Source organism: Streptomyces sp. NPDC048002, from assembly GCF_040653275.1.
GTDB lineage: Bacteria > Actinomycetota > Actinomycetes > Streptomycetales > Streptomycetaceae > Streptomyces.
The window spans coordinates 1-13,015 of record NZ_JBEZNL010000076.1; the positions used below are offsets into that span (position 1 = coordinate 1).

The 13,015-nt window shown below is 71.6% G+C and carries 10 protein-coding genes; 8 read left to right on the plus strand and 2 right to left on the minus strand.

The window, feature by feature from the left end:
• Positions 1–113: 113 nt before the first annotated feature.
• The 5 genes from AB0E07_RS39455 to AB0E07_RS39475 all read left to right on the plus strand — a co-directional run bounded on the left by AB0E07_RS39455 (position 114) and on the right by AB0E07_RS39475 (position 8,260).
• Complete coding sequence (locus AB0E07_RS39455) at positions 114–1,133, plus strand: agmatine deiminase family protein (RefSeq protein WP_362263218.1); 1,020 nt, start codon at positions 114–116, stop codon at positions 1,131–1,133.
• 11 nt (positions 1,134–1,144) lie between these two features.
• Positions 1,145–1,744, plus strand: a complete 600-nt coding sequence (locus AB0E07_RS39460) for a TetR/AcrR family transcriptional regulator (RefSeq protein WP_362263221.1) — start codon at positions 1,145–1,147, stop codon at positions 1,742–1,744.
• 321 nt (positions 1,745–2,065) lie between these two features.
• Positions 2,066–3,670, plus strand: coding sequence for a citramalate synthase (cimA, locus tag AB0E07_RS39465; protein WP_362263224.1), 1,605 nt, complete (start codon positions 2,066–2,068; stop codon positions 3,668–3,670).
• Positions 3,671–3,827: 157 nt separating this feature from the next.
• On the plus strand, positions 3,828–6,830 hold the full coding sequence (locus AB0E07_RS39470) for a glycoside hydrolase family 3 N-terminal domain-containing protein (RefSeq protein ID WP_362263226.1): 3,003 nt from the start codon (positions 3,828–3,830) through the stop codon (positions 6,828–6,830).
• 83 nt (positions 6,831–6,913) lie between these two features.
• On the plus strand, positions 6,914–8,260 hold the full coding sequence (locus AB0E07_RS39475) for a hypothetical protein (RefSeq protein ID WP_362263229.1): 1,347 nt from the start codon (positions 6,914–6,916) through the stop codon (positions 8,258–8,260).
• Between the two features lie 128 nt (positions 8,261–8,388).
• Here the strand turns inward: AB0E07_RS39475 and AB0E07_RS39480 are convergent, their stop codons facing one another.
• Positions 8,389–9,168, minus strand: coding sequence for a serine protease (locus AB0E07_RS39480; RefSeq protein WP_362263231.1), 780 nt, complete (start codon positions 9,166–9,168; stop codon positions 8,389–8,391).
• Positions 9,169–9,362: 194 nt separating this feature from the next.
• Between AB0E07_RS39480 and AB0E07_RS39485 the strand changes: the two genes are divergently transcribed.
• Positions 9,363–9,920: a YdeI/OmpD-associated family protein gene (locus AB0E07_RS39485; protein ID WP_362263233.1), complete on the plus strand. Its 558-nt coding sequence runs from the start codon at positions 9,363–9,365 to the stop codon at positions 9,918–9,920.
• A 145-nt stretch (positions 9,921–10,065) separates the two neighbouring features.
• Here AB0E07_RS39485 and AB0E07_RS39490 read toward each other — a convergent pair whose 3' ends face one another.
• Entirely contained in the window at positions 10,066–10,674 is a 609-nt protein-coding gene (locus AB0E07_RS39490; protein ID WP_362263235.1) for a YceI family protein, read from the minus strand.
• 358 nt (positions 10,675–11,032) lie between these two features.
• Here AB0E07_RS39490 and AB0E07_RS39495 point away from each other — a divergent pair, with 358 nt between their 5' ends.
• Together AB0E07_RS39495 and AB0E07_RS39500 are read left to right on the plus strand one after the other, a co-directional pair.
• Positions 11,033–12,616: an acyl-CoA carboxylase subunit beta gene (locus tag AB0E07_RS39495; RefSeq protein WP_362263237.1), complete on the plus strand. Its 1,584-nt coding sequence runs from the start codon at positions 11,033–11,035 to the stop codon at positions 12,614–12,616.
• 46 nt (positions 12,617–12,662) lie between these two features.
• Complete coding sequence (locus AB0E07_RS39500) at positions 12,663–12,854, plus strand: acyl-CoA carboxylase subunit epsilon (protein WP_362263239.1); 192 nt, start codon at positions 12,663–12,665, stop codon at positions 12,852–12,854.
• Positions 12,855–13,015: the final 161 nt, after the last annotated feature.

The window sequence follows — 13,015 nt, forward strand, 5'->3', positions numbered from 1 at the left end:
CCAGAAGGGCGTCCAGGTTTGTCTTCACACACTGACCAACGGGCGCCCTTCGCCATGGTCGCGACCAGCACACACATCGGACTCACTCATCTAGTTCCCCTAGGACCCCCGCGATGACCTACCGCATGCCCCCCGAGTGGGCCCCGCACGAGCGCACCTGGATGGCCTGGCCGGGCCCCAACCCCACCTTCGCCGACGAGAAGGAGCTGGCCGAGGCGCGCGCCGCCTGGGCCGCGGTGGCCCGTGCCGTACGCCGCTTCGAGCCCGTCACGATGGTGCACGGACCCGGCCAGGGCGAGTCGGCGCGCCAACTGCTGGGCCCTGAGGTGGAGTTGGTGGAGCGCGAACTCGACGACGCCTGGATGCGGGACATCGGCCCGACCTTCGTCCGCGACGGCGAGGGCCGACTGGCCGCCGTGGACTGGGTGTTCAACGGTTGGGGCGGCCAGGACTGGGCCCGCTGGGAGCACGACGCCGAGATCGCCGGCCAGGTCGCCGACCTGGCCGGGGTCCCGGTGCTGTCCTCCCCGCTGGTCAACGAGGGTGGCGCGATCCACGTCGACGGCGAGGGCACGGTCCTGCTGACCGAGACCGTCCAACTGGGCGCCGGGCGCAACCCCGGCTGGAGCCGGGAGCGGGTCGAGGCGGAGATCCACGCCCGGCTCGGCACCACCAAGGCGATCTGGCTCCCGCACGGCCTGGCCGGCGACTACGGCCGCTACGGCACCCAGGGGCACGTCGACATCGTCGCGGCCTTCGCCCGGCCCGGCACGGTTCTGGTGCACACCCAGCGCAACCCCGAACACCCGGACTTCGAGCGCTCCCGCACCTATCTGGAGATCCTGCGCGGGCAGACCGACGCCAAGGGCCGCCGCCTGGAGGTCGTCGAGGTCCCCGCGCCGACCGTCCTGCGCGACGAGGACGGCGACTGGGTCGACTACTCCTACATCAACCACTACCTCTGCAACGGCGGAGTCGTCCTGTGCGCCTTCGACGACCCGCACGACGAACGCGCGGCCGGGATCTTCCGGCGGCTGTTCCCCGAGCGGACGGTGACCCTGGTGGACGCCCGTACCATCTTCGCGGGCGGTGGAGGCATCCACTGCATCACCCAGCAGCAGCCGAGCACCTAGGGAGCAGCCGGATGGCCGGTGCGCGCAGACACGCGCCGCCCCGCGAGGACGTTCTCGTCGCCGCCATGGAGATGATCGCCGAGCGCGGTCTGGAGCAGCTCACCATGGCGGCGCTCGGCCGCGAGGTCGGGATGAGCAGCGGACACCTCCTCTACTACTTCGGCTCCAAGGACGAACTGCTGCTGCGGACCCTGGAGTGGAGCGAGGGCCGGCTCGGCGCCGAGCGCGGCCGGCTGCTGACCCGGCCCGCCCCGGCCGGCGAACGGCTGGCGGCCTACGTCGACCTGTACGTCCCCGACGGCCACCGCGATCCGCACTGGACCCTGTGGCTGGAGGTCTGGAACCGCTCGCAGAACGCCGACGCCGACGCCCGCGACCGGCAGGCCGCGATCGAGGGCGCCTGGCACCGCGACCTGGTGGCGCTGCTCGCGGAGGGGGTCTCCCGGGGCGAGTTCCGGCCGGTCGACCCGGACCGCTTCGCCGCCCGCCTCAGGGCACTGCTCGACGGCTTCTCCATCCATGTGGCCATCGGGCTGCGCGGCACCGACCGGGAACAGGTCCTCGGCCATGTCACGGAGTTCCTGGCGGAGTCCCTGCTCGTGGACGGCTGAGACCGGGAGCGACCAGCGCAGGGTTCGCATGGTGAGACGGGCGGTAACCACGGGGGCGGACTGTGCCAGACTGCCCCCGTGCTCTCGTTCGCCATGATTATTGGCAGCAGGCGCGCCGGTCCGCAGTGACCGCCACGTACGACCAGGTACGGGCGGACACCGTCGTCCTCGACCCGCGCGCAGACCTCTCGCACCCGCGAGAGGTTTTTCGCATTTCAGGCCCACCTTCAGCCGGGTGCGCAGCGCGAGGGATCATTGGGGGACGGTGGAGCCGGTCATTCCGGTACAGACCGAGATCCATACATCAGGAGCCTTCAGACCATGACGGAAACCAGCGAGCTCGACGACTCGTTCCACGTCTTCGACACCACCCTGCGCGACGGCGCCCAGCGTGAGGGCATCAACCTCACCGTCGCGGACAAGCTGGCCATCGCACGGCACCTGGACGACTTCGGCGTGGGCTTCATCGAGGGCGGCTGGCCCGGCGCCAACCCGCGGGACACCGAGTTCTTCGCCCGCGCCCAGCAGGAGATCGACTTCCGCCACGCCCAGCTGGTCGCCTTCGGCGCCACCCGCCGGGCGGGCGCCAAGGCCGCCGAGGACCCGCAGGTCAGGGCGTTGCTGGAGTCGGGCGCCCCGGTGATCACACTGGTCGCCAAGTCCCACGACCGGCATGTGGAACTCGCGCTGCGCACCACCCTGGACGAGAACCTGGAGATGGTCCGGGACACCGTCTCCTTCCTGCGTGAGCAGGGCCGCCGGGTCTTCGTCGACTGCGAGCACTTCTTCGACGGCTACCGCGCCAACCCCGAGTACGCCAAGGCCGTGGTCCGCACCGCCTCGGAGGCGGGCGCGGACGTCGTGATCCTCTGCGACACCAACGGCGGCATGCTCCCGGCGCAGGTCCAGGCGGTCGTCTCGACCGTCCTGGCCGACACCGGCGCCCGGCTCGGCATCCACGCCCAGGACGACACCGGGTGTGCCGTCGCCAACACCCTCGCCGCGGTCGACGCGGGCGCGACCCACGTCCAGTGCACGGCGAACGGCTACGGCGAGCGCGTCGGCAACGCCAACCTCTTCCCGGTCGTCGCCGCCCTGGAACTGAAGTACGGCAAGAAGGTACTCCCCGAGGGGCGGCTGCGGGAGATGACCCGGGTCTCGCACGCCATCGCCGAGGTCGTGAACCTCACCCCGTCCACGCACCAGCCCTACGTCGGCGTCTCGGCCTTCGCCCACAAGGCCGGACTGCACGCCTCCGCGATCAAGGTCGACCCGGACCTGTACCAGCACATCGACCCCGAGCAGGTCGGCAACACCATGCGGATGCTGGTCTCCGACATGGCCGGCCGGGCCTCGATCGAGCTCAAGGGCAAGGAACTCGGCGTCGACCTCGGCGGCGACCGGGAACTGGTCGGCCGGGTCGTGGAACGGGTCAAGGAGCGCGAACTCCAGGGCTACACCTACGAGGCGGCCGACGCCTCCTTCGAACTCCTGCTGCGCGCCGAGGTCGAGGGCCGCCCGCTGAAGTACTTCGGCGTGGAGTCCTGGCGCGCGATCGTCGAGGACCGCCCCGACGGCAGCCACGCCAACGAGGCCACGGTGAAGCTCTTCGCCAAGGGCGAGCGCATCGTCGCCACCGCCGAGGGCAACGGCCCCGTCAACGCCCTCGACCGCGCCCTGCGCGTCGCGCTGGAGAAGATCTACCCCCAGCTCGCCAAGCTCGACCTGGTCGACTACAAGGTCCGCATCCTGGAGGGCGTGCACGGCACCCAGTCGACCACCCGCGTCCTGATCTCCACCTCCGACGGCACCGGCGAGTGGTCCACGGTCGGCGTCGCCGACAACGTCATCGCCGCCTCCTGGCAGGCTCTGGAGGACGCGTACACGTACGGCCTGCTGCGCGCGGGGGTCTCACCGGCGGAGTAGGCGCACCACCGGCGCCGGGGGCGCGTGCCGCACCCGGGCGGTGCCCCCGGCGCCGGACACCCGTGCCTGCGTGGTCCCTTGACGGCTCTCCGAGTCAACAGTTAACTCACGGCGTGATCTAAGCCGAATGTGGACTATGAGAGTCGAGGGATGTTCCATGCGAAGAACCGCCCTGCTCGTCTCCACCGCTCTGCTTGCCGCGCTGGTGCCGTTCTCCTCGGCCCGCGCCGCCGACGAACCGGCCCCGGTCCCCGTGGACCGCTTCGAGGGCGAGGTGCCCTTCGCCGAACCGCCGGCGGGGGGCATCTTCACCTGGGGCAGCGACAACGACGACCGGCCCGCCCTGGAGTTCAGCGCGCGCGAGGACGCCCCCGAGGGGGAGAAGGTCCTCTCCGGCACCTACGACATCAGCGGCTACGGCGGCTTCACCCACGACTTCGCCTTCGCCGAGCCCGCCCACGACTGGTCGGCGAGCAAAGGCGTCCGCTTCTGGTGGGAGGGCCACGACGACGGCCGGAGGATCGCCTTCGAGCTGAAGGACGGCGGCGCCAACGGCGAGGCCTCCGAGCTGTGGACGACGTCCTTCACGGACGACTTCACCGGCTGGAAGCAGATCGAGATCCCGTTCACCGACTTCGTCTACCGCACCGACTACCAGCCCGTCGGCGGCATCGACCAGGTCCTCGGCCTCACCGAGACCTGGGGCTACGCGGTCACCCTCCCGGTCGGCGCGCCGGGCGCGTTCGCTATGGACGCCGTCGAACTGTACGGCCGCGCCGACCAGTCGCTGCGCGCCTCGGTCACCACCGACGCGGCCGTGTACCCGGTGCGCGAGGGAGGTACAGCGGCGGTGCGGGTCACCGTCGCCACCACCGGCGCCGCCCCGCTCGACGAACCGGTGACGGTCGCCTACGAGACGGCCGGCGGCAGCGCCGAACCCGGCAAGGACTACACCCCGGTCACCGGCACGGTAACCTTCCCGGCCGGCACCGCCTCCGGCACCGCCCGCACCGTACGGGTGCCGACCCTGAAGGACCGCGCCGCCGAGCCCGCCGAGACCGTCCCGCTGAGGCTGACGGTCACCGGCGCCAAGGCGCCCGCGGAGAGCCCGCAGATCGTCGTGGACGCCCACGGGCTGCCCTACCTCGACAGCAGGCTGCCCGTGCGCGAGCGCGTCGCCGACCTGGTCGGACGGATGTCCCTGGCGGAGAAGGCCGGCCAGATGACCCAGGCCGAGCGCGGCGCGATGAGCGCGCCCGGTGACATCGCCGCCCTGGGCCTCGGCTCGCTGCTCTCCGGCGGCGGCTCCACCCCGACGCCCAACACCGCCGAGGCGTGGGCGAAGATGATCGACTCATTCCAGCTGCGGGCGCAGGCCACCCGCTTCCAGATCCCCCTGATCTACGGCGTCGACGCGGTGCACGGCCACAACAACCTGGCCGGCGCCACGATCCTGCCGCACAACATCGGCATCGGCGCCACCCGCGACCCCGGGCTCGCCCGGCGGGCCGGCGAGGTGACCGCCGCCGAGGTCCGCGCCACCGGCGTGCCCTGGGACTTCGCACCCTGCCTGTGCGTGACCCGCGACGAACGCTGGGGCCGCTCCTACGAGGCGTTCGGCGAGGACCCGGCGCTGGTGGAGTCGATGGCGACCGTGATCCAGGGACTCCAGGGCCGCGCGGACGGACGGGACCTGGACCGCGGCGACAAGGTGCTCGCCACCGCCAAGCACTTCGTCGGCGACGGCGGCACCACCTACGGCTCCTCCACCACCGGCACCTACACCATCGACCAGGGCGTCACCGAGGTCACCCGGCAGCAGTTGGAGACCGTGCACCTGGCCCCGTACCAGGACGCCGTCGACCGGGGTGTCGGCACCGTCATGCCGTCCTACTCCTCCCTGGACCTCGCCGGCGACGGCCGGGGACCGGTGAAGATGCACGCCCGCGGCGACATGATCAACGGCGTGCTCAAGGGGCGGATGGACTTCGACGGCTTCGTGATCAGTGACTGGAACGGCATCGACCAGATCCCGGGCGACTACCCGAGCGACGTCCGCACCTCCGTCAACGCCGGCGTCGACATGGTCATGGCGCCGTACTCCTACAAGGAGTTCCACACCGCCCTGGTCGCCGAGACGGAGGCCGGGCGGATCAGCGGGGCGCGGATCGACGACGCCGTCTCGCGCATCCTCACCCAGAAGTTCGAGCTGGGCCTCTTCGAGCGGCCGTACGCCGACACCGGCGGCGCCGACACGATCGGTTCCGCCGGGCACCGCGCGGTGGCGCGCGAGGCGGCGGCCGAGTCGCAGGTGCTGCTGAAGAACGCGGGGAACCTGCTGCCGCTGAAGAAGTCGCAGAAGGTGTACGTCGCCGGGTCCAACGCCGACGACCTGGGCAACCAGTCCGGCGGCTGGACCATCACCTGGCAGGGCGCCTCGGGCGACATCACCGAGGGCACCACGGTCCTGGAGGCGATGCGCAAGCGGGCGACCGGGCTGACGTACTCCAAGGACGCCTCCGCGCCCACCGACGGCCATGACGTCGGTGTCGTGGTGGTCGGCGAGACCCCGTACGCCGAGGGCGTCGGCGATGTCGGCAACGGCCACGACCTGGACCTGTCGGCCGCCGACCGGGCGGCCGTGGACAAGGTGTGCGCCGCGATGAAGTGCGCGGTGCTGATCGTCTCCGGGCGCCCGCAGCTCGTCGGCGACCGGCTCGGCGACATCGACGCCCTGGTCGCCTCCTGGCTGCCGGGCTCCGAGGGCGACGGCATCGCCGACGTGCTCTACGGGAAGCGGCCCTTCACCGGGCAGCTCCCCGTCACCTGGCCGAAGTCCGAGGCCCAGCTGCCGATCAACGTCGGCGACGCCTCGTACGACCCGCAGTTCCCCTACGGCTGGGGCCTGACCACGCTCACCAAGGTGCCGGAGGGCGGCGCGGCCACCCTGCGGGTGCTCGGGATCGCCGCGGCGGCGGCCGAGCGGGCCGGGGCCGAGGAGGCCGGCCGCGCGCTGGTCACCAAGGCGCGGCTGATCGTCCAGCAGAAGGCGGTCACGCCCGGCCTGGCCAAACCGTTCGCCGAGGCGGACCGGCTGCTGACCCAGGGGCGTTACGGCGCGGCCGTGGAGAAGCTGATCGCGGCCCACCGGGCTGACTGAACCGTCGTACGGGCGCCGGGCCCGGCGGGAATCGTCCCGCCGGGCCCGGTACGTTTGTCCGTTTCGTCAGGTAGCGTCGAGGTATGAGGACTCCGTTGCTCCGGGGCCTTGCGCGCTGGGCCCTCGTCCCGGTCGCCGCCACCCTCGCGGTGCTGACCGCCGGGGCTCCCGGCGCGTTCGCCGCGGCGGATCTGTCGACGGTCGCCGAGTCGCTGCGCGAGGACCCCGTGTACGTCGACCCGGCCGCCTCCGACCAGCTCTCCGCGTCCGACGCCGAGGCGCTCTCCGACAGGATCAGGGACGCGGACAAGCCGGTCTTCGTGGCCGTCCTGCCCGCCGACCAGCCCGCGGAGGACCTCTTCCTCAACCTCCGTACCGAGACCGGCATCACCGGCCTGTACGCGGTGCGCAGCGGGGACCGCTTCGGGGCGCAGGCCGACTCCTCGGTGCTCGGCAACCAGGCCGTGGACAACCTGGTCACCGCGGTGGAGGACACCGACGACGTCAAGGCCCAGCTCAACGACTTCGTCGACGCGGCCCTGCGGAACGTGGGCGGCTCGGCGCCGGCCTCCTGGTCCTCGACGACCACGGACGAGGGCGTGCCGGTCGCGGGTCTGGTCACCACCGGCGTGGTGCTGGCGGCGGGCGGCGCGGGCGTGTACGCGCTGGTGCGGCGCCGGCGCCAGGCCCATGAGCGGGAACAGCGGGAGGCGCTGGAGAAGCTGCGCGTGGTCGTCGACGAGGACATCACCGCGTTCGGCGAGGAGCTGGAACGGCTGGACTTCCACCCCGGCGAGCTGGGCGCCGACGACGCGATGCGCACCGACTACGAACACGCCCTGGACTCCTACGAACAGAGCAAGCGGCTGATGGACGCGGCGACGCGGCCGGAGGACGTCCGGGCCGTCACCCAGTCCCTGGAGGACGGCCGCCACTCGCTGGCCGTCCTGGCCGCCCGCCGCGAGGGCCGTGCGCTGCCCGAGCGGCGGCCGCCCTGCTTCTTCGACCCCCGGCACGGCCCGTCCGTCGCCGACCTCACCTGGACCCCGCCCGGCGGCGCCACCCGCGAGGTGCCGGTCTGCGCGGCCGACCGGCGGCGGCTGGACGAGGGCGAGGAGCCGATGATCCGCGAGGTCACCACCGAGACCGGCGCCCGCCGCCCCTACTGGGACGCGGGCCCCGCCTACGGTCCCTGGGCCGGCGGCTACTTCGGCGGCGGGATCCTGCCCGGCCTGCTCATCGGCACGATGCTCGGCAGCATGATGGCGAGCCCCGCCTACGCGGCCGACTACGGCTCCGGGTACGGCGACTTCGGCGGCGGCTACGAGGGCGGCGACCTCTCCGGCGCGGACTTCGCCACCGACGACTTCTCGGGCGGCTTCGGCGGCGGGGACTTCGGTGGCGGCGGCGACTTCGGCGGCGGCTTCTGACGGTCCCGGCTGCCTGGTGGGGCCGGCTGCCTCGTGGTCCCGGCTGCCTCGTGGGGCAGGATGCCGGTGGACACGGAACAACGGGCCCGGCGCGCGGTGCGCCGGGCCCGTCCTCGGTGCGAGGGTGCTCAGAGACCGGCCGCCGCCGAGGCGATGGCGGAGGCGAAGGTCGACACCTCGGTGTAGACACCGGGGGCGTTGGGGCGGGCGCAGCCGATGCCCCAGCTGACGATGCCGACCTGGATCCACGCGTTCGCCGCGTCCCGGCGGAACATCGGGCCGCCGGAGTCGCCCTGGCAGGTGTCGACACCGCCCGCCGTGTAGCCCGCGCAGATCTCCTCGCTCGCGATCAGCCCGCTGTAGCCGCTGTACGTACGACACGTGGCGTCGCTGACGAACGGCACCGTTGCCTTGAGCAGGTACCGCTGCTGGCCGCCGCCCTCGCTGGCGGCGCCCCAGCCGGCGACCGTGAAGGTACCGGTGTTGTACTGCGTGGTCGTGGCGATCTTCAGGGTGGGCAGGTTGATCGGCTGCGCGAGCTTGATCAGCGCCCAGTCCTTGCCGTCGCCGTTGTAGCCGGGGGCGCGGTAGACGTACGTGGAGCGCACCGTGATCCGGCTGCTGGACTGGAGGTCCACGGCACCGGCGGTGGCGGTGATGCTGGTGTTGGCCCCCGTGCGGCCCACGCAGTGGGCGGCGGTGAGGACGATCTGCTGGGTGTAGAGCGCACCGCCGCAGCCCATCGAGAGCCGCACCATGAACGGGAACTCGCCCTGCGCGGCCCGGGTCCCGCCGACGACGGGCGCGGGTGCGGCCTGAGCGGACGACACGGGCTGGAGGCTGACGACGGCGAGCGCGGCCGTGGCGGCGACGGCGCATCTCTTGAGGGCCTTGAGGAGAGACTTCAACGGGATGCCTTCCGTGGGGGGTGAGTGGAGGCGTGCCGGCTGACGCCCCGCCACTGTTGTCGCGGGCACGTCAAATCCTGTGCTCGGATTATGAGAAGGCTGTGAGCGCCGGGACAAGGGGGGAAATCCAGCCAGGCCCGCCGCCCGCCCGATAGCGGACGGATCCTGTCCTACATCCCGCCTACGGTCTCCCCATGACCACCCCGGAACCCCTCTTCTTCGCCTCGGCCGACGCCCTCGACGCGTGGCTCACCGCCCATCCGGCCCCGCATCCGGGGCTGTGGGTGAAGGTCGCCAAGAAGGGGTCGGGCATCACGTCCGCCGACTTCGCCGACGTCAACGACGTGGCCCTGTGCCACGGCTGGATCACCGGGCGGCGCAGGGCGCTGGACGCGTCGTACTTCCTCCAGCGGATCACTCCGCGCCGGCCCGGCAGCCTGTGGTCGATGGTCAATGTGCGGCGGATCGCGGAGCTGACCGCCGAGGGGCGCATGCGCCCGGCCGGCACCGCCGAGGTGGAGGCGGCGCGGGCCGACGGACGGTGGGAGGCGGCGTACGAGTCGCAGCGCAACGCGGACGTGCCGGCGGACCTCGCGGCGGAACTGGAGCGCGACCCGCGGGCCCGGGGGGCGTTCGAGCGGCTCGGCAGGTCCGACCGCTACCAGGTCATGCTCGGGCTGCTCCAGGCGCGCACTCCGCGGACCAGGCGGGCCAGACTCACCGCGGCCCTCACCCGGCTGCGGGAGGGGTAGGGCGCAAACACGCCCTGGGGGCGGCCGGGACGCGCCCCGGGACGGCCCGGACACGCCCCGGGGACGACCGAGCGCCCGCCCTCCCGTACGGGGAGTGGAGGGCGGGCGCGCTCGGGGTGCGGCGGGGGAGCGGAGGCGGTTGGCGTCACGCGTTCCGGATGGCCGAGATGTCGAAGTTCAGCTTGATCTTGTCGGAGACCAGGACGCCGCCCGTCTCCAGGGCCGCGTTCCAGGTCAGGCCCCACTCGGAGCGGAGGATCTCCGCCTTGCCCTCGAAGCCCACGCGCTCGTTGCCGAAGGGGTCCTTGGCCGAGCCGTTGAACTCCAGGTCGATGGTGAGCGGCTTGGTCGTGCCGAGGATGGTCAGGTCACCGGTGAGGCGGTAGTCGTCGCCGCCCAGGGCCTCCGCCTTGGTGGAGCGGAAGGTCATGACCGGGTGCTCGTCGGTCTTGAAGAAGTCCGCGCTCTTCAGGTGGCCGTCACGGTCCGCGGAGCCGGTGTCGATGCTGTCCATCTTGACGTCGATGGAGGCGGTGGACTTCGCCGGGTCCGAGCCGTCCAGCGTCAGCGAGCCGCTGAAGTCCAGGAACTTGCCCTTGATGTTCGTGACCATGGCGTGGCGCGCCGTGAAGCCGAGCGTGGAGTGGGCGGCGTCGATGGAGTACTCGCCGGTCAGGGCGGCCAGCTCCGGGTTGACCTCGGCGGTGGCGGTGGCGGCGCTCTCGACGGTGTTCTTGCGGCCGAAGATGCTCATGACGTTCTCTCCTTGGGGGACGATGTTGAACGTTCAATTAGCTGAACACCCACGACCGTAGACCTATTCCGTTCAGATTTCAACAACCTCCGGCGTGTGTTCGAGGTCTCACCCTCGGTCATGGCGGGAGGCGGCCGAATGCCCGCTCCTGTCACCCCGGGGATGGCATGTGCGAGCCATGAATGTGAGGTGGCTCTCAGGTGGCCGGATTGTGCGACCCCTACAAGCGGTACGCCCCCTGAGCAGTCGGAACGGCTGCATGTCGCCACGGTTCTGTTCGGTGGTACCAGGAAAACGGTCCGGAGACTGTACGGAGTCGACGGCCCGCTTTCCTTGGTGGGCTTCGTAAGGTCACTACATGACCGTTTTGGAAGAGACGACGGGTGAGCCCACGGACGCGCGCGGCCGGGTCGCCGAGCTGCACGAGATCCGTGCCCAGGCACTGGCCGGTCCCAGCGAGAAGGCGACCGCGGCGCAGCACGCCAAGGGCAAGCTGACCGCCCGGGAGCGGATCGAGCTGCTGCTCGACCCGGGCACCTTCCAGGAGGTCGAGCAGCTGCGCCGGCACCGCGCGCAGGGCTTCGGCCTGGAGGCCAGGAAGCCGTACACCGACGGTGTCATCACCGGCTGGGGCACGGTGGAGGGCCGCACGGTCTTCGTCTACGCCCACGACTTCCGCATCTTCGGCGGCGCGCTGGGCGAGGCCCACGCCACCAAGATCCACAAGATCATGGACATGGCCATCGCGGCCGGCGCCCCGCTGGTCTCGCTCAACGACGGCGCCGGCGCCCGTATCCAGGAGGGCGTCTCCGCCCTCGCCGGCTACGGCGGCATCTTCCAGCGCAACACCAAGGCCTCCGGGGTCATCCCGCAGATCTCGGTGATGCTCGGCCCGTGCGCGGGCGGCGCGGCCTACAGCCCGGCGCTGACCGACTTCGTCTTCATGGTCCGCGAGACCTCGCAGATGTTCATCACCGGCCCGGACGTCGTCAAGGCGGTCACCGGTGAGGAGATCACCCAGAACGGCCTCGGCGGCGCCGACGTCCACGCGGAGACCTCCGGCGTCTGCCACTTCGCCTACGACGACGAGGAGACGTGCATCGCGGAGGTGCGCTACCTCCTGTCGATGCTGCCGCAGAACAACCGGGAGAACCCGCCCCGCGCGGAGGCATCGGACCCGGCGGACCGCCGCAGCGACGTGCTGCTGGACCTGGTCCCCGCGGACGGCAACCGCCCGTACGACATGGCCAAGGTCATCGAGGAGCTCGTCGACGACGGCGACTACCTGGAGATCCACGAGCGCTGGGCGCGGAACATCATCTGCGCGCTGGCCCGGTTCGACGGCCAGGTCGTCGGCATCGTCGCCAACCAGCCGCAGAGCCTGGCGGGCGTGCTGGACATCGAGGCCTCCGAGAAGGCGGCCCGCTTCGTCCAGATGTGCGACGCCTTCAACATCCCGATCCTCACCCTTTTGGACGTACCCGGCTTCCTGCCTGGTGTAGACCAGGAGCACGGTGGAATCATCCGCCACGGCGCCAAGCTCCTCTACGCCTACTGCAACGCGACCGTGCCGCGGATCTCGCTGATCCTGCGCAAGGCATACGGAGGTGCGTACATCGTCATGGACAGCCAGTCCATCGGTGCCGACCTCACCTACGCGTGGCCGACGAACGAGATCGCCGTGATGGGCGCCGAAGGTGCCGCCAACGTCATCTTCCGCCGCCAGATCGCGGAGGCCGAGGACCCGGAGGCCATGCGGGCCCGGATGGTCAAGGAGTACAAGTCCGAGCTGATGCACCCGTACTACGCGGCCGAGCGCGGTCTGGTGGACGACGTGATCGACCCGGCGGAGACCCGCGAGGTCCTCATCAAGTCCCTGGCGATGCTCCAGTCCAAGCACGCCGACCTGCCGTCCCGCAAGCACGGCAACCCCCCGCAGTAACCCACCGGTACCGCTGCGGAAACCTCACTCACGGAGACTGACACCCATGAGCGTCCCTGACATTCGCGTTGAGAAGGGCCATGCCGGGCCCGAGGAAGTCGCCGCCATCACGGCCATCCTGCTCGCCCGCGCGGCCGCCCGGCCGACGCCCGAAGCGGCCCACCGGGGCCGCCCCAGGGCCGGCTGGCGCCGCCTGGAGCGCGAGCCCGGCTTCCGGGCCCCGCACAGCTGGCGCTGAAGCTGCGCACGCACGTACGGCCCCGCCCTCCTCACCGGAGGGCGGGGCCGTACGCGTACGCGGGCGCACCGAGGTCGCCGCGGCCCACGGACTCGGCGAGGACGCGGCGGCCCTCTACCTCCAGCTGCTGGCCCTGCCCGACCCGACCGACCGCAACTGCG

What these genes read in the sequence shown, in the direction of transcription:
- AB0E07_RS39460 (WP_362263221.1), top strand. Translation starts at nt 1,145, where the DNA reads ATGGCCGGTGCGCGCAGACACGCGCCGCCCCGCGAGGACGTTCTCGTC.
- AB0E07_RS39455 (WP_362263218.1), top strand. Translation starts at nt 114, where the DNA reads ATGACCTACCGCATGCCCCCCGAGTGGGCCCCGCACGAGCGCACCTGG.
- AB0E07_RS39475 (WP_362263229.1), top strand. Translation starts at nt 6,914, where the DNA reads ATGAGGACTCCGTTGCTCCGGGGCCTTGCGCGCTGGGCCCTCGTCCCG.
- AB0E07_RS39485 (WP_362263233.1), top strand. Translation starts at nt 9,363, where the DNA reads ATGACCACCCCGGAACCCCTCTTCTTCGCCTCGGCCGACGCCCTCGAC.
- AB0E07_RS39500 (WP_362263239.1), top strand. Translation starts at nt 12,663, where the DNA reads ATGAGCGTCCCTGACATTCGCGTTGAGAAGGGCCATGCCGGGCCCGAG.
- AB0E07_RS39495 (WP_362263237.1), top strand. Translation starts at nt 11,033, where the DNA reads ATGACCGTTTTGGAAGAGACGACGGGTGAGCCCACGGACGCGCGCGGC.
- AB0E07_RS39470 (WP_362263226.1), top strand. Translation starts at nt 3,828, where the DNA reads ATGCGAAGAACCGCCCTGCTCGTCTCCACCGCTCTGCTTGCCGCGCTG.
- AB0E07_RS39490 (WP_362263235.1), bottom strand. Translation starts at nt 10,674, where the DNA reads ATGAGCATCTTCGGCCGCAAGAACACCGTCGAGAGCGCCGCCACCGCC.
- cimA (WP_362263224.1), top strand. Translation starts at nt 2,066, where the DNA reads ATGACGGAAACCAGCGAGCTCGACGACTCGTTCCACGTCTTCGACACC.